This window comes from Sphingomonas sp. (genome assembly GCF_036402235.1).
Lineage (GTDB): Bacteria > Pseudomonadota > Alphaproteobacteria > Sphingomonadales > Sphingomonadaceae > Sphingomonas.
On sequence record NZ_DASWTG010000082.1, the window covers coordinates 18,188 to 42,924 of the forward strand.

Below are 24,737 nucleotides of genomic sequence, written 5' to 3' on the forward strand. Positions count from 1 at the left end.
ATAGGCGCGCGCATGGCTGACATCCTGATCCTCACCACCGGCGGCACGATCGACAAGCTCTATTTCGACGCGCTGAGCGAATATCAGATCGGCGACAGCGTGGTCGCGCGCCTGCTCGCCGTCGCGCGCTCGGCGCTCGACGTCCGCGTGGTCGAACTGATGCGCAAGGACAGCCTCGAGCTGACCGACGAGGATCGCGCGACGATCGCGCAAGCGGTGCGCGACGCGCCCGAGGATCGCATCGTCATCACCCATGGCACCGATACGATGACCGACACCGCCGCCGCGCTGACGGGCATCCCCGGCAAGCGCATCGCCCTGCTCGGCGCGCTCGCCCCCGCGCGGTTCGCGGAGAGCGACGCGACCTTCAACCTCGGCATGGCCTTTGCCACGGTACAGGTCGCCGCGGAGCCGGGCGTGTGGATCGCGATGAACGGCACGGTCTTCCCTGCCGGCAGCGTGCGCAAGGATCGCACCCGCAACAGCTTCGTCGCCGTCTGACTCCGCGGATCGATCCAAGCCGCGCATCGATCGATGGCGGCTTTGGTTTGGACGCCCAAGCCGCGAGCCAATAGTCACACCCTTCGAAGCGGTTCGCGCATCGATGCGAGATCGTGAGCTTGGGAGACGCATGTGACGACGATGAGCCCGGCCGACATGGGCCGCAGCCTTGGCCAGGGCCTCCTTTCCTTCCCCGTCACGCATTTCGACGCAGAAGGCCGGTTCGACGAAGCCCCCTATCGTGCGCATTGCGCATGGATGCTCGAGCATGACCTGGCCGGCCTGTTCGCGGCGGGCGGCACCGGCGAGTTCTTCTCGCTGACCCCGGCTGAGGTCGTGCAGGTGGTCAAGGCGGCGGTCGATGTCGGCGCGGGCAAGCTCCCCGTCATCTCCGGCTGCGGCTATGGCACCGCGATCGCGACCGAGATCGCGCGTGGCGCCGAAGCCGCCGGCGCCGATGGTCTGCTGCTCCTGCCCCCCTATCTGGTCGGATCGAGCCAGGAAGGGCTCGCCGCGCATGTCGAGGCGGTGTGCCGTTCCACCGGGCTCGGCGTGATCGTCTACAACCGCGACAACGCCGTGCTCAACGACGAGACTCTCGCTCGCCTGTGCGAGCGCAACCCCAACCTCGTCGGCTTCAAGGACGGCGTCGGCGATATCGAGCTGATGACGCGCATCTTCGTGCGCATGGGCGATCGCCTCACCTATATCGGCGGGCTTCCGACGGCCGAGACCTTTGCCACGCCGTACCTCACCATGGGCGTCACCACCTATTCCTCGGCGATCTTCAACTTCATGCCGAAATGGGCGCTGGCCTTCTACGCCGCGGTGCGCGCGGGCAATCACGCCGAGGTGCAGAAGCAGCTGCGCGAGTTCGTGCTGCCCTATCTCGACCTGCGCAACCGCGGGCGCGGCTATGCCGTGTCGATCGTCAAGGCAGGCATGCGCGTGATCGGCCGCGACGCCGGTCCGGTGCGCACCCCCCTCACCGACCTCACCGCGCAGGAGATGGATGAGCTTCGCGCGCTGGTCGAGCGGGCGTCCGGATCGATCGCCAAGGCCGCCTGAGGGGCGCGGTGCAGCCCGGCGTGACAGGACTTGCCGCGCCGCGCTACACCGGCGCCATGTTCGAATTGAGCCAGCTCCGCTGCTTCGTGGCCGCGGCCGAGGAACTCCATTTCGGCCGCGCGGCACAGCGTCTGAACATGACGCAATCGCCGCTCAGCCGGCAGATCCAGCTGCTCGAGCGAATCCTGGGCGTCACCCTGCTCGAACGCACCAGCCGCCAGGTCAGCCTGACGCCCGCCGGCCATGTCTTCCTGATCGAGGCGCGGCGCATCGTCCGCCTCGCCGAAAGCGCCTCGCTCTCCGCGCGCCGCGTGGCCAAGGGCGATGCCGGCAAGGTCGCGATCGGCTTCACCGCCGTCTCGGGCTACAGCCTCGTCCCCCAGATCGTCGCGCAGGCGCGCGCGAGCCTGCCCAATATCGACCTCGAATTGCGCGAGATGGTGAGCGGCGATCAGGTCGATGCGCTGCTCACCGGGCTGATCGACATCGGCTTCGTCCGCCCGCCGGTCGACCGCCACGAATTCGATACGCTGTGCGTGCTGCGCGAGCCGTTGCTGGTCGCGCTCCCGCCCGGCGATCCGCGGCAGGGCGAGCCCGCGCTGTCGCTCGACGCGTTCGATGGCGAACCGCTGATCATGTATGCGCGGCAGGGCGCGGGCTATTTCCACGACATGCTCGTGCGCCTGTTCGACGATGCCGGGGTAACGCCGAGCTATGTCCAGCACGTCACCCAGATCCACTCGATGCTCGGCCTCGTCCATGCCGGGCTGGCGGCGGCGATCGTGCCGCAATCGGCATCGGGGCTTCACCTGATGGACGTCCAGTTCCGCGCGCTGCGCACCGATCCGGAGGCGCCGGTCGAGCTGCACATGGCGTGGCGCCGCGACAACGCCAATCCCGCGCTCGAGCCGATGCGCCTGCTCTGCGCGCAGATGGCCGGGGCATGATCGCCCGCCGCGCACTGCTCGGCGCGCCCTTGCTGATCCCTGCGACGGCATGGGGCGTGCAGCGCGGCGACCCGGTCGCGTCCACCCGCCACGGCCGGGTACGCGGCACGCGCGAGCGCAGCGTTCTCATCTTCCGCGGCGTCCGCTACGGCGCCGACACGCGGCCCCGCCGCTTCGAGCGCGCGCTGCCGCCCCAGCGTTGGGCGGATATCGCCGACGCCACGCGCTACGGCGCCGCCGCGCCGCAGACCCGTGCCGCCGAACCGACCAGCGAGGATTGCCTGTTCCTCAACATCTGGACCCCCGCGCTCGACCGCGCCCGCCGCCCGGTGATGGTCTATTTCCACGGCGGCGCACATGCGCATGGCTCGGGCTCGGACCCGCTCTACGATGGCGCCAGCCTGGTGCGCCGCGGCGATGTGGTGGTGGTGACGCTCAACCACCGGCTCGCAGGGCTGGGCTATGCCTATCTCGCCCAGCTCGGCGGCCCTGCGGAATCAGGCAATGCCGGCAATCTCGACATCGTCCTCGCGCTGCAATGGGTGCGCGACAATATCGCGGGCTTCGGCGGCGATCCGGACCGGGTGATGATCTTCGGCCAGTCGGGCGGCGGCGCCAAGGCGATCACGCTGATGGCGATGCCCGAGGCGCGCCCGCTGTTCCACCGCGCCGCGACGATGAGCGGCCAGCACATCACCGCCGCCGGCCCGCGCAACGCCACGACCCGCGCCCGCGCGTGGATGGAAAAGGCAGGCGCCAGGACCGTTGCCGAACTCAAGACCCTTCCCGTCGAGAAGCTCGTCGAGGCGATGGCGATGCCCGATCCGATCGAGCGCAAGGGCGAGATCAGCTTCGTCTCCACCCTCGACCACCATGTCCTGCCCCGCCACCCCTTCGTTCCGGACGCCCCGCGCGAGGCGGCGCACATCCCGCTGATCGTCGGCAACACGCATGACGAGACCGGCCTGTGGATCGCCGACTGGCTGAAACGCGGCGACACCGATTGGGGTAACCTCGCCGAGCGCATCGGCGCGCAGATCACCAAGGATGTCGCCCCCGACTGGGTCGTGCAGCGCTATCGCGAAATCTATCCGGAGAAGACCCCCGGCCAGATCCTGCTCGCCGCGACCACCGCGGGCCGCTCCTGGCCTGGCCACCTGATCCAGGCCGAGGAACGCGCCAGGATCGGCGCGCCGACCTGGATGTACCAGCTCGACTTCCCCTCGCCCGAGGCCGGCGGCGCGCTCGGCGCGTTCCACACGCTCGATATTCCTTTGGTGTTCGATAATGTCGCGGCCAAGGGTTCGCGCACCGGCGACACCCCAGCCGCACGGCGCCTCGCGGGGCGAATGGCCGACGCCTTCATCGCCTTCGCCCGCACCGGCGATCCCAATTGCGCAAGCGTGCCGGCGTGGCCACGGTTCACGCTGGAGCAGCGGCAAACGATGATCTTCGACACCGACACGCGCGTCGTCGCCGACCCACGCCGCGAGGAACGCCTGCTCTGGTCCGTCGCGCCGTACATCAAGCCGGGCGGGTGAGGTCAGTCGCCGGAAAGCTCGGTGTAGATGTTGCGCAGAAGCTCATCCCCCTTGTTGGAGGAAGAAATCAAACAGGGATCGTCCCATTCATTCTGATAAGTAAATGTCTCGCCGCCGAAGGAAACGACGGTGGCAATCCCAGCAGCCATTGCCTTCCTACCGGGATATCGCGCGTCAATGCACGCTTGAACCTCATCCAGATCACTGGGTTCAAACTCAAGCGATAGATGTTCGCCTATGTTCAATAAGGTGACAGCCATTCGGAGAAGCTACAGCGGCCGCTCACCTTTTTCCACCGGTAGCGGCGGTCCGCCTACCGATCCCATGGAAAGGCCAGCGTCGGCGCATTGGCATAACGCCGCATCCCGATCCCCAGTCGCGCCCCGCAGCCCGGCTCCAGCCGCAGCGTAAAGTCGCGCCTGCCCACCGCCACTTCCTGACCCTCAAGCGTTACGGTTTCGATCCGGTGCTCGGCATAGGCGCCGCCCTGCACCACCACCGTGCGCGCGACCTTGCCGAGATTGACCAGCGTCACTTCGGTCGAGGTGTCCCCCAGCATATGCACCAAAGCCGCGACATCCTGCGGCACTCCCGCGCGTCGCTTCTCGGGGTCGAAATAGCGCAGCCGGCAATGCAGCACGACGCCACCCTGATTGGGCGAGGTCGACGACCAGGGCGGGCGGGCGATGTGCATGCCGCCGGTCATCAGCTGGATCAGGCTCCTGACGCTCGCCGGGGTCTTGTCGAGCGGCCAGTCGGCGAGCCGCGTGTCGCGCGTGGTCGTGTCCTCGCGCATCCGTTTCTCGCGCTCGGCGATGCGGGCGAGGTCGGCGTTGAGCGCCTCGACCGGATAGGTTTCGTTCTTGCCGAGCAGGAACGAGACCCACGGATTCTCGCCCGCCAGTTCCAGATCGTCCGCGCGCTGCGTCACATACCAGATCTCGAACCCGTTCAGGCGATAGGGCCCGGGCTTCCACCCGTACCAGCCGTCCGCGCCATACATGGTCGGCGTCTCGAACTTGCCGTCGCGCTGGCGCCCGGCATCGTTGATCCGGGCATTCTGCCGCCGCCACACCTCGATGTACGCGGAATCGCCCGTCAGCAGGGTGCCGTTGAGGAAGGCGGTGATCGATCGCGGCACGCGATTGCGGTTCTCGCGCTCCCCCGTCTGCGGCACCACGGGGGAGAACCCCCAGCCATAGACCCCGCCCCACCAGTCGGCGGCCGTCTTGCCGTCCAGCCCCACCTTGCTCGGCACGATCCCGTCATTGGCGTTGGCGCGGCTCACCCACGCGTCGAGATACTCAAGCGCCCAACGCCGGTAGCGCTCGCCCCCGCCCAGCGCATAGGCGTTGAGTGCGAGCGTGGTCGCTTGCAGGTTGAGCGGATTGTCGCCGACCACATCGGTGTACTCGACATAATGGTCGAGCGTCTGCTGATAGGTGCTCTCGCCATGCTCCATATGGAAGCGCTCGCCCGCCTCGAACGGATCGCCTGCCCAGTCGAGCGCAGTCGCGTCGCGCAGCATCGGCCCGCGGCTGCCGTTCATCACGCTGCGGATGACGCGATGCGCGGGGTCGTAGTTACGCACGCTCGGGTCGTGCCCCGTATAGAAGTCGGCAAAGCGCCGGGTGCGCACGATCAGCGCCGGGTCGCGCGGCGCCGACAGGCCGAGCACGTTGAACGTCGTCAACCCCTCGGAATTGTGCTGCCAGTCCATCTGCACCGGGAAGTCGCGGTGATACATGCCGGCCCGCGCGATCGGCACGTCCACCGTCCGCGTCGCGGCATATTGCTTGAGATGCCCTTCCCAGAAGCGCTGCGTCAGCGTCAGGATGCGGTCGGGCGCGCCGAGCGCATGCAGGATGGCCCAGTCGTTGGTCGCCTCCGCCGCATCGTCCGGCCCGTCATTCGCGCCCCAGCGCTCGAACACCAGCAGATGATCGCGCTTATCGACATATTTGGCATAGAAGGCTTCGCACGCCTCGGCATTGCGCGCGATCAGCTTGCGCTGAAGCATTGCCCATTCAGGGGCCGCCATCGGCGTGGCGATCCTGAGTTGCACCTTCGCTGCTCGCGCCGCCGCGGGAACCAGCGTCGCAGCCGCGCCGCCCAGCAGAAGCCCTCTACGATCCACCCTCATTCGCCGATCTGCATCCGGCGGATCGGCCCGGCGACCACCAGGAAGGCGAAGATCGTCATCAGGCAGTGCACGCCGACATAGACCAGCGCCCAGTCGAACGATCCGGTCGCCGCGACGATGAAGCCCACCACGATCGGCGTGACGATCCCGGCCATGTTACCGAACATGTTGAACACGCCCCCGGAAAGACCTGCGAGCCGCTTCGGGGCGACATCGGCCATCACCGCCCAGCCGAGCGAGGCGACGCCCTTGCCGAAGAAGGCAACCGACATCAGCGTCACCACCAGCCACTCCTGCTGCGCCCACACGCACGCGATGATCGCGGTGGCGAGCAGCATCCCCACCGTCAGCGGCCCCTTGCGCGCAAGGTCGAGCGATCCGGTGCGCTTGAGGATCAGGTCGGAGACATAGCCCCCGGCCAGCCCGCCGACAAAGCCGCACAATGCCGGCGCGGCGGCGGCGAACCCCGCCTCCATGATGTTGAGGCCGCGTTCCTTCACGAGGTAGATCGGGAACCAGGTGACGAAGAAATAGGTCAGCACGTTGATGCAATATTGCCCGAGATAGATGCCCAGCATCATCCGGTTGGCGATCAGCTTGCCGACATTGCCCCAGTCGAACGCCGCCGCGCTGCCCGCGCCGCCATCCTCCATATGGATCAGGCCGCCGCCCGCTTCGATATGGTCGAGTTCGGCAGCGTTGATCGACGGGTGCCGCGCCGGGCTGTGGATGTAGCGCAGGAACACCGCAGTCGCGATCAGGCCCAGCACCCCCATCACCCAGAAGATCGAGCGCCAGCCGAAGCTGTGCGCGAGCCAGCCCATCAGCGGCGCGAACGCGACCAGCGAGAAATATTGCGCCGAATTGAAGATCGCCGACGCGGTGCCGCGCTCGGCCGACGGGAACCACGACGCCACCAGCCGCGCATTGCCCGGGAAGGACGGGGCCTCGGCCAACCCTACCAGGAAGCGCAGCGCGAACAGCATCGCGACCGCGGGCAGGAAGGCGATCATCCCGGCAAGGCCCTGCAGCGCGGTGAACATCGACCACAGCGCGATCGCGGCGGCGTAGACGCGCTTGGTGCCGAACTTGTCGAGCAGCAGGCCGCCCGGCACCTGTGCGAGCACATAGGCCCAGGCGAAGGCGGAGAGGATGAAGCCTGTCTGCACCGGGTTCAGCCCCAGCTCGTGCGCCGCCGCGCTCCCCGCGATCGAGAAGGTTGCGCGATCGGCATAGTTGACGCTGGTGATGATGAAGATCAGCGCAATGATCGCGTGCCGCACATGCGTCGGGCGCAGGTCGGTCGCCGGGGTGCGCTGGTCGGTCACGCGTCGCTCTCCTCAGGGGGCCGCGCGTCCGATGCGCGCGATCCTTGCCTTCGATACCGGTAACGGGGGCGCCGGGGGGCGTCCAAGACAAAGAGCGGGACGATCGAGCCAGAAACTGGCTTGATCTGCGCCGCACTTGCCAAGAGATCGCAGCGATCAGTGCATCTCGTGCATCGATTCATGTCCGATTGGCGTTGGCCTCGCCGCCCCCGCCACGACTAGCTGAACATCGCAATCGGCTCGTCCACGAAGCCGTCCACAGCCAGTCGAGAGGGGAGTCTGAAATGTCCCGTGCCCATATCCTGAAGTCCGTGTTCGCGCTGTCGGCTGCGGTCACCGCCCTTTCCGCCGCCCAGGCGCAGACCGCGCCGGATCAGGCCGACGAAGCCGCAGCCCCCGCCGATGCCGGCCAGGAAGTGATCGTCACCGGCTTTCGCGAGAGCCTCAGCAGCGCGCTCAACGTCAAGAAGCGCGAGACCGCCGCGGTGGACGCGATCAAGGCCGAGGACATCGCCGAATTCCCCGACCTCAACCTCGCCGAATCGCTCCAGCGTATCCCCGGCGTCGCGATCAGCCGCGTCAACGGCGAGGGCCGCAACATCTCGGTCCGCGGCCTCGGCCCCGAATATAGCCGCGTGCGCATCAACGGGATGGAGGCGATCGGCACCACCGGCGGCACCGACAATTCGGGCGGCGTCAATCGCGGCCGCGGCTTCGACTTCAACATCTTCTCGTCGGACCTGTTCAACAGCCTGACCGTGCGCAAGACCGCGACCGCGGACGTCGAGGAAGGCTCGCTCGGCGGCACCGTCGACCTCCAGATCGCGCGCCCGTTCGACTATCGCGAGCCGACCGCCGTGGTCTCCGCCTCGGTCAGCTACAACGACCTCGCGCAGAAGGCGAAACCGCGCTTCTCGGGCCTGCTCACCACCACCAGCCCCGACGGCAAGTTCGGCGCGCTCGTCTCGATCGCGTACGAGGAACGCCGCCTGGTCGAGGAAGGCGCCAACATCACGCGCTGGACCTATGGCGGGTTCAACGGCGGCTTTCACCCCTCCTCCACGATCGCCGGCAAGACGATCGCGCAGATCAACGACACCAACCCCGCCACCGCGCTGTTCCACCCGCGCATCCCGGGCCTGGTCAGCTACGATATCGAGCAGAAGCGCCTCGGCGCCGCGATCGCGCTGCAATACCGCCCGAGCGACTCGACCCTCATCTCGATCGACGGTCTCTATTCGCGCCTCGACGGCACGCGCAAGGAAGCGCAGTTCCAGGCGATAGGCTTCAGCCGCTCGGGATCTGGCAAGCCCCAGACGATCATCCGCTCGGGCACGGTCGACGCCAACAACAACATCATCAGCGGCACGTTCGACGCGGTCGATCTGCGCGTCCAGGCGCGCTACGACGAGCTCAAGACCGACTTCTATCAGCTCACCGGCACGCTCGAACAGAAGTTCGGCGACAGCCTCCGGTTCGAGGGGATCGTCGGCTATTCGCGCTCCGAGTTCCGCAACCCCGTGCAGACCACGGTGACGCTCGACGCGGCCAACACCAACGGCTTCTTCTACGATTTCTCGACCCGCTTCCCGACGATCCGACCGGGCGTCGACATCACCAACCCGGCTACCTTCGCCTTCACCAACGGCACGTCCGAAGTCCGCATCCGCCCGCAGTCGGTCGACAACAGCTTCACGAACGCCAAGGGCTTCCTCGAATGGACGGCCAGCAACGTCCTGAAGCTAAAGATCGGTGCCGACTGGCGCCGCTTCGAATATGATTCGAGCGAGCGCCGCCGCCTGTCGGGCGAGACGGTGGTGACCACGCTCACCCCCGCGCAGATCGCGCCGCTGACCACCCAGTTCACCGGCTTCGGCCGCGGCCTCGACGTGCCCTCGGGCACCCCGACCGGCTGGGTCGTGCCCAATCTCGACGCCTTCCAGTCCTTCCTCGGCACCGCGACCAACCCCACCTACGCCACCGGCGGGGTCGAGAACGCCACCGCGCGCGGCTCGTTCGTCACGGTACGCGAGGATGATCTGGGCGTCTGGGGCATGGCGGAGTTCAACCTCGCCGATGCCGGCCTGCCCGTGCGCGGCGATGTCGGCGTGCGCTACGTCAGGACCGATCAGCTCTCGACCGGCTATGCCAGCCAGGGCGCGACCGTGAACCTCGTCACCGCCGACCGCAGCTACGACCGCTGGCTGCCCTCGGCCAACCTCGTCTTCGACGTCACCGACACGCTGCTGGTCCGCTTCGCCGCGGCCAAGACGATCGCGCGCGCCGGCATCGGCTCGCTCTCGCCGGGCGGCAACCTCAACGTCTCGGGCGGCAACCGCACCTTCAGCTCGGGCAATCCCGACCTCATGCCGACCGAATCGACCAACCTCGACGCCTCGATCGAATGGTATCCGACGCGTGGCGCGATCTATGCGGTCGCGGCGTTCCAGAAGGACATCGGCAGCTTCGTCCAGACGCTCAGCACCGGCGTCCCCTATTCGAGCCTCGGCCTGCCGAACTCGCTGCTCGACGGCACCACCGCCACCCCGTCGGACATCTTCATCGTCAGCCAGCCGGTCAACTCGCAGGGCGGCATGCTGCGCGGGTTCGAGGTGAACGTGCAGCAGCCCTTCACCTTCCTGCCGGGCTTCCTCAAGAATTTCGGCGTGCTGGCGAACTACACCTATGTCGATTCCGACATCGAGTACCGCCTGTCCGCGACCGGCACCGACACGGTCACCGCGACCCTGCTCGGCCTGTCCAAGCACGCCGCCAACGCGACGCTCTATTACGAGACCGAGAAATTCTCGATCCGCGGCTCTATCGCCTATCGCTCGAGCTACCTCACCGCAGTGCCGGGGACCGAGGGCAACGCCTATAACGGCACCAATGCGACCACCAATATCGACGCGCAGATCTCGTACAACGTCACCGACAAGATCAAGCTGAGCCTTGAAGGCATCAACCTGACCGACGAGCTCAACGACCAGTTCGTGGACGAGACCAACCGCCTGAACGTGCTGACGCACAGCGGCCGTCAGTTCGTGCTGAGTGCCCGCGTGGCGTTCTGATCCTCCCTCTCGACAGAACGCCCGCACGTTCCCTGGCCAGCCGCTTTCCTATGCGGCTGGCCGTTTCTTTTGGCCTGCACGAACCAAAACTATCTTCCTGCGCCAACCTATTCCTATCAGATTGATGGGCGAATATCGGCATGGCGAAGGACAGGCGATGGGCAGGCAGCAGGCGGCGGTGGAGATCTATCCGCGCAATCTCGACCGGGTGGTCGCGGGCCTTCGCGACGCACGCCGCGAATGGCGGCAAGGGCATGACCGCCACGCCGAGCAGGGCATCGAATTCCCCTCCCGCCGCGTGCTTGCCCGGCTGCTGCGCGAGCTTGGCACCGCGCTCTTCCCGCTGCGCCTCGGCCCGCCCAAGCTGACCGCCAGCAACGAGAATGCCTGGGTCGAGGCGACGCTCGAATCCACCCTCTCGCAGCTCGGCGCGCAGATCGAGCTCGAACTGCGCATCGCCCGCCCCGGCATCTCGCGGATCGAGGAGGGCTATGCCGTCGAGCATATCCTGACCGACTTCGCCGAAAGCCTCCCCGGCATCCGCCGCCTGCTCGATGCCGATGTCGCGGCCGGCTATGCCAATGATCCCGCCGCGCGCAGCGTGGACGAGGTGCTGCTGTCCTACCCCTCGATCGCCGCGATCATCCACCACCGGCTCGCGCACCGCCTCCATGCGCTCGGTGCGCCTTTGGTCTCTCGCATCATCTCGGAGATTGCACACGGCGAGACCGGCATCGACATCCACCCCGCCGCAAGGATCGGGCACAGCTTCTTCATCGATCACGGCACCGGCATCGTCATCGGCGAGACCGCGGTGATCGGCGATCGCGTGCGCATCTATCAGGGCGTCACCTTGGGCGGCGAGCCGGTCGCGCCAGGCGCTGCCCATGCCGCAAGCTCCCGCATCCGCCGCCATCCGCAAATCGGCGACGATGTCGTGATCTTCCCCGGCGCGGTGCTGCTCGGCCCGATCCGGGTGGGCGCGCGCAGCCGGATCGGCGGCAATGTCTGGCTCCGCGGCGACGTCCCCGACGACAGCCTCGTCGAGCTCCCCGCGCCCCGCGTGCGGCCGATCGACTAGAGGCGGATTCAGCTGCGCTGAACCAGACACCAGGATGGACATTGCCGTCCATCAGACGGGTCGTCTATGGCCGGACCCATGAACGGTCCGACGGGCGAGCGGCGTGCCCACAAGACCGCCGGATATGGGAGGCAATCAACGCATGAAACCGGCCCTTGGAATCGCGCTTGCGTCGTTGATTGCCGCATCGGCTTTCATGCCGGAGCGCCCGGCTGAAGCCTCGCCGCGGTGGAAGCGGCTGTTCGACGGCCGGACGCTTGCCGGATGGACGCCCAAGATCGCCGGCGAACCGGCGGGTTCGGATGCGCGGCGGACCTTCATCGTCAGGAACGGCAAGCTGGCCGTCTCCTATGCCGGATATGACCGGTTCGCAGGCCGGTTCGGCCATCTGTACTACGATCGGCCCCTGCGCTTTTTCCGGCTGCGCCTGCGTTACCGGATCCTTGATCCCGGCCTGCCCGACACGCCGGTATGGGCGCGCAGCAACAGCGGCGTGATGTTCCTGTCAGAAAGCCCGCACGACGTGGGTCGCGACCAGCCCTTTCCGGTATCGCTCGAATTCCAGCTGCTGGGGCGCGATGGCGATGCGCCGCGGCCGACCGGCGCGGTCTGCACGCCGGGAACCGACATCGATATCGGCGGCCAGCGCGCGGCCCAACATTGCACCCCTTCAAGCGGACCGACGATCCCCAACGGCACCTGGGCCCGGCTGGAGCTTGAGGTGCTTCCCTCCGGCGAGATCATCCAGCGGATCAATGGCACCGTGGTGCATCGCTATACCCGGCCCAGGCTCGATCCCAGCGACCCGTTCGGCAAGGCCGTCATCGCCCGCTCGGGCGGCGAAGCGCGCCTGACCACGGGTTATATCGCGCTCCAGGGCGAGGGGTATCCGGTCGAGTTCGACGATATCGAGCTGCAGGTCCTCGACGGCCCGGGCGGATGACTTCGGCGTCCTGAAGAAGAAGGGTGCCGGGGGATCGCCGACGCCGTGATGTTCAGCCGGATGCTCTACCAACCGGGCCGCCCGGGCGCGTGCCGGGAAGGCGCGCTCTCGGTCGGCGCTTTCGCCTCCACGATCCGCGGCATCGTGCGGATCGGCTGAATCGTGATCGCGCGGAACCAGGTCTCCGCGCCTTCCGACTGGAGCTGGATATGGCCATGCGTCAGCGGCACGCGGGTGCCGTCCGGCGCGATCGTCGCCATCCCGCGCAGCTCCGCCACCGGCACGCCGTTGACGACGTGGATCGCATGGTCGCCGACGACATAGAGGTCGAGCGTGTTCCATTCGCCGATCGCGCGCTCCGGATCGCTGGCGCCCTCGACATTCCAGGTCGCGGTGCCGTTGATCATGTCGATCGTGCGTCCGCCGGCGCGGAAGCGCAAATGCGGCGCGATCAGCGACGGGTCGAACGCGACGGTGGTGCGCGCCCGCACCTTGCCGCCGACGGTAACGATCATGCCGGTCGATCCCTTCATGATCTCGAACTCGACCGATGGGCGCCACGTCCCGAAGACCTCGCCCGGCTTGCCATGGGTATGATAGAGCAGGCCGTTATTGGGCGGCGCCTTCGCGCGCGGCGCCCAGGTCCGTGCGCCCCATTTATATTCGAGGCGCAGATGATAGTCGCGGAAGTCCCCGCGATGCACCAGGCTGCCCCAGGTCTCGCCCTTGATCCAGATCGCGGGGGCGCCGTCGATCCAGCGCACCGCAAAGTCGTCGCTGGTGTCGCGCCCGGTGCCGATCGGCATGCTGCCCGGCGGCGGCCCATAGGTGATGCCCGGGTCCGCATAGCCCAGCCATGGCTGCCATCCGTCCAGGCTGCGTCCGTCGAACAGCGCGATCGGCGCGCCGGCTGCGCGCGGCACATCGGCCAGTGTCAGGCGTTGGGCCGCGGCCGGCGGATCGCCGGCGATCGCGCGCGCCTGTTCGCGGGAATCCTGCGCCAGTGCGGCGGCAGGAAGCGCAAGGGCAAGCAGCGCCCAGCCAGCCCGCCTTACGCCATGCCTGATTGCGCGCACCCGTCCCTCCGCGTGAATCCTTCGCCGGACAAGACCGGTGGCGCGCGTCGAACTCAAGGAAGAAATGGTGCCCGGGGACGGAGTCGAACCGCCGACACTGCGATTTTCAGTCGCATGCTCTACCAACTGAGCTACCCGGGCATCTCGTCGCACCCGGGATTCAAACCGGGAGACGCGTTGGAAGCGGCGCTCTTAGTCGGCGGTTTCGCCCCTGTCCAGCCCGCTTTGCGCGCCTTCCATATCATCGGGGTCGATCGCCGCGCCGGGCAGGCGATAGCCCTCGCCCAGCCATTGCAGCAGGTCGCGGTCCTTGCAGCCGCGGCTGCAGAACGGCTTGAACGCCGGGTCGGGGGTCTTGCCGCAGATCGGGCAATCGTCGCGTTTCACCTTTGCTCCACAAATTCCATGCGCCCGCCGGTGCGGCGGTGCAGCTCGGCGACCCATTCCGGCTCGCGCTCGAGCCGACGCAGCAGCGCCGGATGCAGCATATGGGTATCGGGCGCAGGCGGGGGAAGACGCTCCAGCCGCCGCAGCTCGGCACGCAGCGCGGCGCCCGCCGGGTCCGCCGCGATCAGCTCGGGCAGCGACATGCGGGAGCGCCGCCGCACGATCTGGAGGAAGCCGAAGCCGTTCATCGCGGTCCGCTCGAACGGCTGCGGCAGCGCCGCGTCGATCGCCTCGGCCACCGCGTTGCGCTCGTTCTTGTTGGCCAGCGTCGGGAAGTCGAGGCCGACCGATCCCGTGATCTCCATCCGCTCCATCGCCTGCGCGATCGCATGTGCCGCGCTGATCGACAGCGCGCCGAGCGGCGCCGCGCCGTCGACATCGAACAGCGTCATGGCGGGCGTCACCGTCATGCGCAGCGCGCCGCCGGCAAAGCCGATCTCGCCCGTCGCGGCCTCCTCGAGCAGCTCGGACCAGCCGGCATCCTCGAGCAGGTCGGGCTCGTGCGCGCGCAGCTGGCGCACCGGAAGATCGGTCGCCCTGATGCGCGTCAGGAGATCGGGACCCGGCATCGGCGGCGCGTCGGCGGGCACCGCCTTGGGCAGCTTGGCGCGTCCCGCCTCGGCGATCGCCTCGCGCACGATGCGCGCGGTGAAGCTCGCGCCCTGGGTGATCCTGGGCGGGAGCGGGTCGCACAGCGCCTCCTCGCCGGTCTCCAGCTGTATCTTGCCGGTGACCCGATCGATCAGGCGTGCGCGCGCAACCGTGCCCGCGCGCACGCCGCCGGGCAGCTCGATCGCCGCCTTCCAGATCACGCCGCGCGCGACCAGCGCCGCACGGTTCTCGCCGATCCCGGCTTCGTAGAGCCACTCAGCCAAGGGCGTAGCCCGCGCTCTCCAGCAGCGCGCGGGTCTCGAACACCGGCAGGCCGACCACACCCGAATGGCTACCCGCCAGGAAGCGCACGAACGCTTCGGCACGGCCCTGAATGGCGTATCCGCCCGCCTTGCCCATGCCCTCGCCGCTCGCGACATAGGCGTCGATCTCGGCATCGGTCAGCCGCTTGAACGCGACGATCGTGTCGGAAAGCCGCATCCGCGCCTTGCCCGCCCTGTCGATCAGGCAGACCGCAGACAGGCAATGATGGCGCCGTCCGGACAGCAGGCCCAGCATCCGGCGCAGGTCGGCCTCGTCCACGGGCTTGCCCAGGATGCGGCGGCCGACCGCGATGGTCGTGTCGCCTGCCAGCACGATCTCGTCGTCCGCGCGCGCGACCGCCTGCGCCTTGCCGAGCGCGATGCGCTGCGCATAGGCGCGCGGCAGCTCGTCCCTGAGCGGCGTCTCGTCGATGTCGGGCGCGGCGATACGCTCGGGCGTGACGCCGATCCGCGCCAGCAGATCGCGGCGGCGCGGGGAGGTGGAGGCGAGCACGAGCCGCACAGGCCCGGCCTTATTTGAAGCGATAGGTGATGCGGCCCTTGGTCAGGTCGTAGGGCGTCAGTTCGACGAGCACTTCGTCGCCCACCAGGACGCGGATGCGGTTCTTGCGCATCTTGCCGGCGGTGTGGCCGAGAATCTCGTGATCATTCTCGAGCCGGACGCGGAACATCGCGTTGGGGAGCAGCTCCACCACGCGGCCGCGCATTTCAAGCAGTTCTTCCTTGGCCAAACAAACCTCTTGGGGTCGAAGAGAAAAAGACGCGGTGCCTTACTCTTCCTCGCCCCAAAAGGGAAGCGTGACAGTTCAGCGCATCAGTAGCGGTAGTCGGGGGGCAACAAACGGTTTCCCGCTGCTCGCTTGATGCGGGCGGCGTTCAGGCCCAAATGGGGGGCATGCTGATCGAGACCGAAGCCACGCCCAACCCGGCGACCCTCAAATTCCTGCCCGGCCGCACCGTGATGGATGCCGGCACCCGCGACTTCGCGACGCCCGAGGAGGCGGAAGCCTCGCCGCTTGCGGAAGCGCTGTTCAATCTCGGCGACGTCACCGGCGTGTTCTTCGGCCGCGACTTCATCTCGGTCACCGCCGCGCCCGGCGTCGACTGGACCGGCCTCAAGCCCGATGTTCTCGGTATCCTGCTCGATCACTTCAGCGCCAGCATGCCCCTCTTCCGGCAGGGCACCGCGGCAGGCTTCTCCGTTCCGCCCGAGGATGTCTTCACCGACGATCCCGAGGACGCCGACATCGTCGCGCAGATCAAGGAGCTGATCGAGACCCGCGTGCGCCCCGCGGTCGCCAATGACGGCGGCGACATCGTCTATCGCGGCTTCGACAAGGGCAAGGTCTATCTCCAGATGCAGGGCGCCTGCTCGGGCTGCCCCTCCTCGACCGCGACGCTCAAGAACGGGATCGAGCAGCTGCTCAAATATTACGTCCCCGAAGTCACCGAAGTGCGCGCCGTCTGATGGGGGCTCCGCTCGACGAGGCCGGCCTCGACACGATCTTCCGCACCGCGCGCACCTATAACGGTTATCTGCCGGGCGAGGTGACCGAGGCGGACGTCCGCGCGATCTACGATCTGCTCAAGATGGGACCCACCTCGGCCAACATGCAGCCCGCGCGCTTCGTCTGGTGCCTGAGCCAGGAAGCGAAGGACAAGCTCGCCGATTGCGCGACCGGTGCCAATCCGCCCAAAATCCGCGCCGCGCCCGCCGCGGTCGTGATCGGCATGGACTATGATTACCACGAACAGCTCCCCTGGCTGTTCCCGCATACCGATGCGAAGAGCTGGTTCCCCGATCCCGAGGCGCGCAAGATCCACGCGCTGCGCAACGGATCGCTCCAGGGCGCCTATCTGCTGATCGCGGCGCGCGCGCTCGGCTTCGACACCGGCCCCATGTCGGGGATCGATTTCGAGGCGACCGACCGCGCCTTCTTCGCCGACCAGCCCTCGGTCCACGCCAATTTCATCGCGACCATCGGCCGCGGCGATCCGGCGAGCATCTTCGGCCGCAGCCCGCGACCCACATTCGAGCAGTTCAACAAGATTGCCTGACGCACTGCTCACCCTCGTCATCGAAACCGCCACCACTGCCTGCTCGGTCGCGCTGATCCGCGACGGAGCGGTGGTTGCCGAGCGCCATGAAGTGGTCGGCCGGGGGCATGCCGAACGGCTGATCCCGATGATCGCCGAGCTGCCCGACGGCGGCCGCGCGGACCGCATCCTCGTCGATTGCGGCCCCGGCAGCTTCACCGGCATCCGCGTCGGCATCGCCGCCGCGCGCGGGCTGGGGCTGGGCTGGGGCGTGCAGATTGCGGGCTTCTCGTCGCTCCCGCTCGTCGCCGCCGCCGCACTCGCCGCCGATCCGGCATTGACCGACCTTGCCGTCGTCCTCGAAGGCGGACATGGTGAGGTCTTCATGCAGGCATTTTCCCGCCCGCTCGGCCCGAACGGCCCGTTCGCATCGCTCAAGCCCGAGGCGGCACTCGCCGCGCTCCAGGGCCGCGCGGCGATCGGCAACGGCATCCGCCATCTTTCCGCGCTCGATCCCGCGCTCGACCTTCGCGACGCGCTCCCGCGCGCCGCCGACGCCGCACTGCTCGCGCCCGGGTTCACCGCGCTCGCGCCGCATCCGATCTACGGCCGTGCGCCGGACGCCACGCCGCTGGCGACATGAGCACCGCGCCCCGGCTCGTCGAGATCGTGCACGGCACCCCGGCCGATATCGCAACGCTCAATGCGATCATGGCCGACGCCTTCGACCCCCGCTTCGGCGAGGCATGGACCCCGAGCCAGTGCCTGGGAATGATCGCGCTCCCCGGCGTGTGGTTCAGCATCGCCTGGAGCGGCAACCGGCCCGCCGGCTTCGCGCTCGCCCGCGCGGTCGCGGACGAGGCGGAACTGCTCCTGCTCGCCATCCGCCCGGCGATGCGCCGCAGCGGCATCGGCACCGCGCTGCTGCGATCGATCCTGACCGACGCACGCGAACGCGGCGCCGATGTCCTGCATCTCGAAGTGCGCGCTAACAATGAAGCGGTGCATCTCTATCGTAACGAAGGCTTCGAGAAGATCGGCGAACGTCGCGATTACTATCGCGGCAAGGATGGTAAATTGTTCGATGCGCACACCTTTTCGAGAAAGATCGGTTGAATTCGACGAACTGCACTGCAACTGGACTTGCAATCGATCCATTCCCGATCAATAGCGCGCAACGCGGCGTGTAACTTGCTGCCGCAGCCAGGTACGAAAGGATCATCATGGACGCCCAGAACGACATGCAGGAAACGCTGGTCACGCTGACCGCGGATATCGTTGCGGCCCATGTCAGCAACAACAGCGTTGCAGTCTCGGATCTTCCGCTTCTGATCGCGAACGTTCACGGCGCGCTCGCTGGTCTTGGCACCAAGGCACCCGAGCCTGAGGTGAAGAAGCAGGAACCGGCGGTGTCGATCCGTTCGTCGATCAAGCCCGACTATATCGTCTGCCTCGAGGACGGTAAGAAGCTCAAGATGCTCAAGCGGCACCTGATGACCCACTATCAGATGACGCCGGAACAGTATCGCGCCAAGTGGAACCTGCCCGCCGACTATCCGATGGTCGCGCCCAACTATGCCGAGCAGCGCCGCAGCCTCGCCAAGAAGATCGGCCTCGGCACCAAGCGCCGCAAGCGTTGAGCTTCCCTTGATCGGGGCCGGAACCGCCAACCTCAACAAGAGCGCCGGCCTGGGCCATGGCCCGGGCCGGCGTCGCTGATTCTTGGTCCCCTTTTTTCTCGAACCGATTGTCGCTACATCACCGCCATGGCCCGCAAGATCGATCTCGAAGCCCTTTGCCATGAGAAGGGCCTCCGCATCACCGAGCAGCGCAAGGTGATCGCCCGTGTCCTCTCCGAAGCGGAGGATCATCCCGATGTCGAGAAGGTCTATGCCCGCGCCTCGGCGATCGACCCGGGCATCTCGATCGCGACGGTCTATCGCACGGTCCGCCTGTTCGAGGAGGCGGGAATCCTCGACCGTCACGATTTCGGCGACGGCCGTGCGCGCTACGAGCCAGCGCCCGAGGCGCATCACGACCACCTGATCGATGTCGAGACCGGCAAGGTGATCGAGTTCGTCGATCCGGAGCTCGAGTTGCTGCAGAAGCAGATCGCCGAGCGGCTGGGCTTCCGCCTGGTCGACCATCGCATGGAACTCTACGGCGTCGCGCTCGACCGAAAGAGCTGACCTGCCCATTTCCTGTCCCCGTTCGTGCTGAGCTTCGAAGCACTGTTCCTTCGCGATACGAGAGGAGCGTGCCAGCGCTTCGACAACCCCGGATCGGGTCCGGGGGCGAACGGGGGGATAGCGTGACCGATAGTCCTGCGGATCGCCGCCTTGCCGCCGCGCAGGGCGAGATGACCGCCCTCACCCCGTCCGAAGCCTTTCGCTTCTGGCGGCGCGTGGGCCTGTTGCTGCTGGCCCTGATCATCCATGTGCCGATGCATTATCTGTGGCGGCTGCTGCGCCTGCCTTCGCCCTGGCCGCGCTGGTTCCTGCGCCGTGCCGGACGGATCGCGGGCGCACGGGCCGAAGTGATCGGCACACCGCTGCGGCGCGACGTCTTCTACATTTCCAACCACCTCTCCTGGATCGACATCCTCGCACTGGGCGGCGCGAGCGGCACCGCCTTCGTCGCCAAGGCTGAGATCGGCGAGACGCCGGTGGTGGGCTGGCTCGCCGGGCTCAACCGCACCGTCTATGTGAAGCGCGAGAACCGCATGGGCGTCGCCGAGCAGATCAACGAGCTGCGCGACGCGCTGGCAGAGAATTGGGCGATCACCGTCTTCCCCGAAGGCACCACCACCGACGGCCGCTCGTTGCTCCCTTTCAAGACGCCGATGCTGCGCGTGCTCGAGCCGCCGCCGCCCGGCGTGATGGTCCAGCCGGTGCTGCTCGACTATGGCGCGGCGGGCGAGGAGATCGGCTGGGTGGGCGAGGAAGGCGGGGTCAACAACGCCCGCCGCGTGCTCGCGCGCAGGCACAGCTTCCCGCTGCGCATCCACTTCCTCGAGCCGTTCGACCCGCGCGACTTCCCCGGCCGCAAGGCGATCGCCGCGGAAAGCCGCCGCCGGATCGAGGAAGCGCTAGTCGCAGCATTGGGCGGCCCGCTGCGCCCCTTCGCCTGGTCGGTCGCGCCGGTGAGCTACGCCCCGCCCGCCGCAGACTAGCGCCGACTTTATTAGCGCGGCATCAGTCCGCCCCCCACCGGCCACTCAGCGCCAGTATCCTGGTGGGAGAGCGGGCGGCGCCGTTTCAGCGAAGCTGAAAAACCCTAGCGCCGCCGGCCCGGCAATTGCTGCACCACCGGCTCCAGCGGCGCGAAGGTGACGCCGCCCCCGCTCACGACATCCTGCGTCTCGACCACCGGGATGATCACGTCGTTGCTCGCGGTGACCAGGTCGAACGCGCCGGTCTGGAATATCGCGGGATCGGTGCGCAGGAAGGGCGGCGGATCGAGCGCCTTGACCACCTGTTGGGCCAGCACCAGCCGCGGCACGCCGCGGCGCACGCGCGGGTCCTCGATCTCGTAATTCACCACCGACACCTGCCCGCCCAGCTCGGTGATCGCGAACAGCCGCCGCGCAAACTCGCGCGGGAAGCGGATGCAGCCGTGTGAGGCAGGATAGCCCGGCAGCACCCCGGCATGCAGCGCGATCCCGGTCCAGGTCAGCCGCTGCATGAATGGCATCGGCGCGTTGCTGTAGAGATTGGAGCGGTGGAACTCGCGCTTCTGCAGGATGGTGAATTCGCCCGCGGGCGTCGATTTGCCGCGCTTGCCGGTCGACACGGTCGACGCCGCGATCAGCACCCCGTCGCGATAGACATAGGCGATCTGTCCCGGCAGGCTGATCAGGATCGAGATCGCGCCGGGTCCGCCGATCTTCTGGAACCCGCCCTCTTCCAGCCACGCCCATTGCCCGTTACGCAAGAGCAGTTCCTCATCACCCGAGGCGCGGACCTGCTGCGCGGTAGCGGGACTCGCAAGGGCGAACGCAGCGCCCATCGCGCCCAACAGAATCGCCCGCAATCCTGCCCGCACCGTGACACAACTCCGCCTCGACTCGCCGATGGTTAACGGCATCTTGACTGAACGGGTGCCATGCAAACCGCGCATTTCAAAGCTGAATCCCGTTCCCCCGCGGTCCCGTTCCGGGCCGGGCGGGAACGACAAACCGGGCCGCAGACGGGGTGAACCGGTGTCCCCCCGGGAACTTGTTCAGGCGAATCGGAAGATTCATTTGCTATATTCTGTGTCAGAGCGAGTTTAGTCGGGGCGCAGGTAGCGCATGAATGAACTGATCGACGCGGTCGCTTCGCGCCGCGCATTTCTGAAGTCGGCAGCAGCTGTCGCTGGGACTGGCCTGCTTGCAGGTTGCGCGGCGCGCTCCGTCACGACCGCGGCGGTTCCCGGGCCCGCCGCCCCGATTCCCGTTCCGGCACCGCCGGTGGCGACCCCGATCGCTCAGCCAGCCCGGATCGCCTCCGCGCCCCGCGGCATCCGCCCCGAGCTGTTCGAGCGTGCGATGGCAGCGCTCCAGCGCCACGGCAGCCGCATCCGCCAGCAGGACCGGATCGCGATCGCCGATTTCTCGCTGCCCTCGTCGCGGCTGCGCTTCCATTTCGTCGATCTGCACAACGGCGCGGTCCGCTCGATGCTCGTCTCGCACGGCATCGGCTCGGACCCCGCGCATACCGGCATGCTCCAGCGCTTCTCGAACGAGGTCAATTCGGAAGCGACCTGCGAAGGCGCCTTCCTCGCCTCCAACTATTATGTCGGCAAGCACCAGCTGTCGCAGCGGCTGATCGGGCTCGATCCGACCAACAACAATGCGCTCGACCGCGCGATCGTGATCCACGCCGCCTGGTATTCAAACGCTGACATGATCGCCAAGCACGGCAAGCTCGGCCGCAGCCAGGGCTGTTTCGCGGTGGGCGAGCGGGAGCTGGACAAGGTCTTCACGCTGCTCGGCGAAGGCCGGATGATCTACGCCGAGAAGGCTGCCTGATCTGGGTCAGTGGCATGTTCGCGATGGCGCGGCTAAGACCGGGCCATGACGGAAACGCTATCGCCGGTCCTACCTGACGACATCGACCGTGCCGCACGCGATGTGCTCGAAGCCGCTTGCGCGCGAAAGCTCAGCCTCGCCACTGCCGAAAGCTGCACCGGGGGCATGCTCGCCTCGCTGCTCACCGATGTCGAAGGCGTCAGCTCCACCTTCGAGCGCGGCTTCGTCACCTATTCGGTCGATGCCAAATGCGAGTTGCTCGGTCTTGCGCACGAGCTCGTCGAGCGTTGCGGCGCGGTGAGCCGCGAAGTCGCGGTCGCGATGGCGCAGGGCGCACTCGCCGGCAGCCATGCGGACATCGCGCTGGCGATCACCGGCTTTGCCGGACCCGGCGGCCCGGATGACGAGCCGGGTCTGGTCCATTTCGCCTGCGCGCGCCACGGGCTGAAGACAGCGCACCGCGAGGCGCATTTCGGCGATATCGGTCGTGGCCCGGTCCGGATCGAATGCATGCGCGTTGCGCTCGAGATGATCGCGGAGGCGATGAACTGATGGCCAAGCACCCCTTCTACTCGATCCATTCGCACGGCCTGGTGCGCGTCGGCGCCTGCACGCCGCGCGCGACCGTCGGCGACATCGCCGCCAACGCCGCATCGCATATCGCGCTCGCGAAGCAGGGGGATGCGGCGGGCGCCGACCTGCTCGTCTTTCCCGAGCTGAGCATCACCGGCTATGCGCTCGACGATCTGCATCTGCAGGATGCGGTGCTGCGTGCGACGCGCCAGGGCCTCGGCGATCTGGCCGCGGCGAGTGCGAAGCTGCGCCCCGCGCTGGTCGTCGGCGCCGCACTCGAACGCAACAACCGCCTCTACAATTGCGCGGTGGTGATCGCGCGCGGGCAGGTGCTGGGGGTGGTGCCCAAGACCTTCCTCCCCAACTACCGCGAATATTATGAGAAGCGCTGGTTCGCCTCGGGCCGCGAGCTTTCGGGCGAGATCGAGCTGGCGGGCGGGACCCTTCCGTTCGGCCCCGACCTGATCTTCGCCGCGCAGGACTTGCCCGACTTCGTCTTCCATGCCGAGATCTGCGAGGATTTCTGGGCGCCGATCCCGCCCTCCACCTATGGCGCGCTGGCCGGGGCGACGATCCTCTGCAACCTTTCCGCCTCCAACGTCACGATCGGCAAGTCGCGCCAGCGCGCGCTGCTGTGCGCCTCGCAATCGGAGCGCGCGATCGCCGCCTATGTCTTCTCCGCCGCGGGACCCGGGGAAAGCACCACCGATCTCGCCTGGGACGGGCAGAGCCAGATCCACGAGCTGGGTGAGCTGCTCGCCGCCTCGGGCCGCTTCGATACCGAGGAGGAGCTGGTCCTCACCGATATCGACGTCGCGCGCATCCGGCAGGAGCGGATGCGCACCGGCACCTTCAACGACGGCGCCGCCGCGACCGGCCATCCCGAGACCGAGTTCCGCCGCATCGCCTTCCGCCACGAGCCGGCGATGGACGATACCGGGCTGCGCCGGGCGATCCGCCGCTTTCCCTTCGTGCCCAACACGCCCGCGAAGCTCGACGAGGATTGCTACGAGGCCTTCAACATCCAGGTCGAAGGGCTGCGCAAGCGCATCGAGGCGACCGGGGCGCAGCGCCTCGTCATCGGCATCTCGGGCGGGCTCGATTCGACCCACGCGCTGATCGTCGCGGCCAAGGCGATGGACCGGCTCGGCCTGCCGCGCGCCAACATCCTCGGCTTCACCATGCCCGGCTTCGCGACCGGCGAAGGCACGAAAGGCAATGCCTGGGCGCTGATGAAGGCACTCGGCATCACCGGCGAGGAGATCGACATCCGCCCTGCCGCGCGCCAGCTGCTCACCGACATGGGCCACCCCTATGCCGACGGCGAGCCGGTCTACGACATCACCTTCGAGAATGTGCAGGCGGGGCTGCGCACCGATTATCTCTTCCGCCTCGCCAACCAGCGCGGCGGCTTCGTGGTCGGCACCGGCGACCTCAGCGAGCTGGCGCTGGGCTGGTGCACCTATGGCGTCGGCGACCATATGTCGCATTATGCGGTCAATGCCGGCGTGCCCAAGACGCTGATCCAGTATCTGATCCGCTGGTGCGTCGCGACCGGCCAGTTCGATGCCGCGACCGACAAGGTGCTCGAAGCGATCCTCGCGCAGGAAATCTCGCCAGAGCTGGTGCCGGCCGGCGCCGACGGCGCGCTGCAGAGCACCGAGGACAAGATCGGGCCCTACGCGCTCAACGACTTCTTTCTCCATTATACGGTGCGCCATGGCTTCGCCCCGTCGAAGATCGCGTTCCTCGCCTGGCATGCGTGGAAGGACGCGGGCGCTGGCGAATGGCCGCTGGGCATCCCCGTGGAAGCGCGTGCGCACTATGACCTTGCGACGATCCGGCACTGGCTGGAGAAGTTCCTGTTCCGCTTCTTCGTGACGAGCCAGTTCAAGCGCAGCGCGATCCCCAACGGCCCCAAGGTCTCGCCGGGCGGCGCGCTCTCCCCGCGCGGCGACTGGCGCGCGCCGTCGGACGGCACGGCCAGGCCCTGGCTCGACGAGCTGGAGGCAAACGTCCCTGGCGGATAATCCTC

At 67.6% G+C, this 24,737-nt stretch carries 26 protein-coding genes and 1 tRNA gene; 17 read left to right on the forward strand and 10 right to left on the reverse strand.

What is annotated here, in order from left to right; translation table 11 throughout:
- Positions 1-12 precede the first annotated feature (12 nt).
- The 4 genes from VGD28_RS16875 to VGD28_RS16890 all read left to right on the forward strand — a co-directional run bounded on the left by VGD28_RS16875 (position 13) and on the right by VGD28_RS16890 (position 4,057).
- Positions 13-501, forward strand: a complete 489-nt coding sequence (locus VGD28_RS16875; RefSeq protein ID WP_331029517.1) for an asparaginase domain-containing protein — start codon at positions 13-15, stop codon at positions 499-501.
- Positions 502-642: 141 nt separating this feature from the next.
- The gene (gene kdgD / locus VGD28_RS16880) at positions 643-1,569 is read left to right on the forward strand and encodes a 5-dehydro-4-deoxyglucarate dehydratase (protein ID WP_331029540.1); all 927 of its coding nucleotides are present in this window, start codon (positions 643-645) and stop codon (positions 1,567-1,569) included.
- Positions 1,570-1,589: 20 nt separating this feature from the next.
- Positions 1,590-2,516: a LysR substrate-binding domain-containing protein gene (locus VGD28_RS16885; protein WP_331029518.1), complete on the forward strand. Its 927-nt coding sequence runs from the start codon at positions 1,590-1,592 to the stop codon at positions 2,514-2,516.
- Positions 2,513-4,057, forward strand: a complete 1,545-nt coding sequence (locus tag VGD28_RS16890; RefSeq protein WP_331029519.1) for a carboxylesterase/lipase family protein — start codon at positions 2,513-2,515, stop codon at positions 4,055-4,057. The genes VGD28_RS16885 and VGD28_RS16890 overlap by 4 nt, the downstream gene beginning before the upstream one ends.
- Positions 4,058-4,059: 2 nt before the next feature.
- On the opposite strand, the gene VGD28_RS16895 is transcribed toward VGD28_RS16890, so the two are convergent.
- From VGD28_RS16895 to VGD28_RS16905, 3 genes are read right to left on the reverse strand one after another with little or no spacing between them, the layout of a single operon-like run.
- A complete protein-coding gene (locus VGD28_RS16895) occupies positions 4,060-4,317 on the reverse strand; it encodes a hypothetical protein (protein ID WP_331029520.1) in 258 nt (85 codons plus the stop codon).
- Positions 4,318-4,370: 53 nt separating this feature from the next.
- Positions 4,371-6,200: a hypothetical protein gene (locus tag VGD28_RS16900; protein WP_331029521.1), complete on the reverse strand. Its 1,830-nt coding sequence runs from the start codon at positions 6,198-6,200 to the stop codon at positions 4,371-4,373.
- Positions 6,197-7,528, reverse strand: a complete 1,332-nt coding sequence (locus VGD28_RS16905; RefSeq protein WP_331029522.1) for an MFS transporter — start codon at positions 7,526-7,528, stop codon at positions 6,197-6,199. The genes VGD28_RS16900 and VGD28_RS16905 overlap by 4 nt, the downstream gene beginning before the upstream one ends.
- Before the next feature lie 284 nt (positions 7,529-7,812).
- Here VGD28_RS16905 and VGD28_RS16910 point away from each other — a divergent pair, with 284 nt between their 5' ends.
- From VGD28_RS16910 to VGD28_RS16920, 3 genes are all read left to right on the forward strand, one after another.
- The gene (locus tag VGD28_RS16910; protein WP_331029523.1) at positions 7,813-10,599 is read left to right on the forward strand and encodes a TonB-dependent receptor; all 2,787 of its coding nucleotides are present in this window, start codon (positions 7,813-7,815) and stop codon (positions 10,597-10,599) included.
- Between the two features lie 124 nt (positions 10,600-10,723).
- Positions 10,724-11,680: a serine O-acetyltransferase EpsC gene (gene epsC, locus VGD28_RS16915; protein WP_331029524.1), complete on the forward strand. Its 957-nt coding sequence runs from the start codon at positions 10,724-10,726 to the stop codon at positions 11,678-11,680.
- 196 nt (positions 11,681-11,876) lie between these two features.
- Positions 11,877-12,623 (forward strand): DUF1080 domain-containing protein, encoded by a 747-nt coding sequence (locus tag VGD28_RS16920; RefSeq protein ID WP_331029525.1) that lies wholly within the window; start codon positions 11,877-11,879, stop codon positions 12,621-12,623.
- 65 nt (positions 12,624-12,688) lie between these two features.
- Here VGD28_RS16920 and VGD28_RS16925 read toward each other — a convergent pair whose 3' ends face one another.
- The 6 genes from VGD28_RS16925 to infA all read right to left on the reverse strand — a co-directional run bounded on the left by VGD28_RS16925 (position 12,689) and on the right by infA (position 15,812).
- Positions 12,689-13,699: a DUF1080 domain-containing protein gene (locus VGD28_RS16925; protein ID WP_331029526.1), complete on the reverse strand. Its 1,011-nt coding sequence runs from the start codon at positions 13,697-13,699 to the stop codon at positions 12,689-12,691.
- 65 nt (positions 13,700-13,764) lie between these two features.
- Positions 13,765-13,840: transfer RNA gene (locus VGD28_RS16930), tRNA-Phe, on the reverse strand.
- Positions 13,841-13,891: 51 nt separating this feature from the next.
- Positions 13,892-14,086 carry a DNA gyrase inhibitor YacG gene (locus VGD28_RS16935; RefSeq protein WP_331029527.1) on the reverse strand — a complete coding sequence of 65 codons (195 nt, stop codon included), beginning with the start codon at positions 14,084-14,086 and terminating at the stop codon, positions 13,892-13,894.
- Entirely contained in the window at positions 14,083-15,021 is a 939-nt protein-coding gene (locus VGD28_RS16940) for a ribonuclease (protein WP_331029528.1), read from the reverse strand. The genes VGD28_RS16935 and VGD28_RS16940 overlap by 4 nt, the downstream gene beginning before the upstream one ends.
- Positions 15,014-15,583: a nucleoside triphosphate pyrophosphatase gene (locus VGD28_RS16945; RefSeq protein ID WP_331029529.1), complete on the reverse strand. Its 570-nt coding sequence runs from the start codon at positions 15,581-15,583 to the stop codon at positions 15,014-15,016. Before VGD28_RS16945 ends, VGD28_RS16940 begins: the two co-directional genes overlap by 8 nt.
- A gap of 10 nt (positions 15,584-15,593) precedes the next feature.
- On the reverse strand, positions 15,594-15,812 hold the full coding sequence (gene infA / locus VGD28_RS16950) for a translation initiation factor IF-1 (protein WP_066578926.1): 219 nt from the start codon (positions 15,810-15,812) through the stop codon (positions 15,594-15,596).
- Positions 15,813-15,976: 164 nt separating this feature from the next.
- Between infA and VGD28_RS16955 the strand changes: the two genes are divergently transcribed.
- The 7 genes from VGD28_RS16955 (at position 15,977) to VGD28_RS16985 (ending at position 20,290) form a co-directional block, all read left to right on the forward strand.
- Positions 15,977-16,549, forward strand: a complete 573-nt coding sequence (locus VGD28_RS16955; RefSeq protein ID WP_331029530.1) for a NifU family protein — start codon at positions 15,977-15,979, stop codon at positions 16,547-16,549.
- A complete protein-coding gene (locus VGD28_RS16960) occupies positions 16,549-17,139 on the forward strand; it encodes a malonic semialdehyde reductase (RefSeq protein ID WP_331029531.1) in 591 nt (196 codons plus the stop codon). Before VGD28_RS16955 ends, VGD28_RS16960 begins: the two co-directional genes overlap by 1 nt.
- Positions 17,140-17,143: 4 nt before the next feature.
- Positions 17,144-17,761, forward strand: coding sequence for a tRNA (adenosine(37)-N6)-threonylcarbamoyltransferase complex dimerization subunit type 1 TsaB (tsaB, locus tag VGD28_RS16965; protein ID WP_331029541.1), 618 nt, complete (start codon positions 17,144-17,146; stop codon positions 17,759-17,761).
- Positions 17,758-18,234 carry a GNAT family N-acetyltransferase gene (locus VGD28_RS16970; protein ID WP_331029532.1) on the forward strand — a complete coding sequence of 159 codons (477 nt, stop codon included), beginning with the start codon at positions 17,758-17,760 and terminating at the stop codon, positions 18,232-18,234. Before tsaB ends, VGD28_RS16970 begins: the two co-directional genes overlap by 4 nt.
- A gap of 107 nt (positions 18,235-18,341) precedes the next feature.
- Positions 18,342-18,758: a MucR family transcriptional regulator gene (locus VGD28_RS16975; protein ID WP_331029533.1), complete on the forward strand. Its 417-nt coding sequence runs from the start codon at positions 18,342-18,344 to the stop codon at positions 18,756-18,758.
- A gap of 126 nt (positions 18,759-18,884) precedes the next feature.
- On the forward strand, positions 18,885-19,307 hold the full coding sequence (locus VGD28_RS16980) for a Fur family transcriptional regulator (protein WP_331029534.1): 423 nt from the start codon (positions 18,885-18,887) through the stop codon (positions 19,305-19,307).
- A 170-nt stretch (positions 19,308-19,477) separates the two neighbouring features.
- Positions 19,478-20,290 (forward strand): lysophospholipid acyltransferase family protein, encoded by an 813-nt coding sequence (locus VGD28_RS16985; protein ID WP_331029542.1) that lies wholly within the window; start codon positions 19,478-19,480, stop codon positions 20,288-20,290.
- 104 nt (positions 20,291-20,394) lie between these two features.
- On the opposite strand, the gene VGD28_RS16990 is transcribed toward VGD28_RS16985, so the two are convergent.
- Entirely contained in the window at positions 20,395-21,204 is an 810-nt protein-coding gene (locus VGD28_RS16990; RefSeq protein ID WP_331029535.1) for a L,D-transpeptidase family protein, read from the reverse strand.
- Positions 21,205-21,568: 364 nt separating this feature from the next.
- Between VGD28_RS16990 and VGD28_RS16995 the strand changes: the two genes are divergently transcribed.
- From VGD28_RS16995 to VGD28_RS17005, 3 genes are read left to right on the forward strand one after another with little or no spacing between them, the layout of a single operon-like run.
- Positions 21,569-22,129 carry a murein L,D-transpeptidase catalytic domain family protein gene (locus VGD28_RS16995; RefSeq protein ID WP_331029536.1) on the forward strand — a complete coding sequence of 187 codons (561 nt, stop codon included), beginning with the start codon at positions 21,569-21,571 and terminating at the stop codon, positions 22,127-22,129.
- Positions 22,130-22,174: 45 nt separating this feature from the next.
- Positions 22,175-22,681, forward strand: coding sequence for a CinA family protein (locus VGD28_RS17000; protein ID WP_331029537.1), 507 nt, complete (start codon positions 22,175-22,177; stop codon positions 22,679-22,681).
- A complete protein-coding gene (locus tag VGD28_RS17005) occupies positions 22,681-24,732 on the forward strand; it encodes an NAD(+) synthase (RefSeq protein WP_331029538.1) in 2,052 nt (683 codons plus the stop codon). Before VGD28_RS17000 ends, VGD28_RS17005 begins: the two co-directional genes overlap by 1 nt.
- The last annotated feature ends 5 nt before the right edge of the window (positions 24,733-24,737 follow it).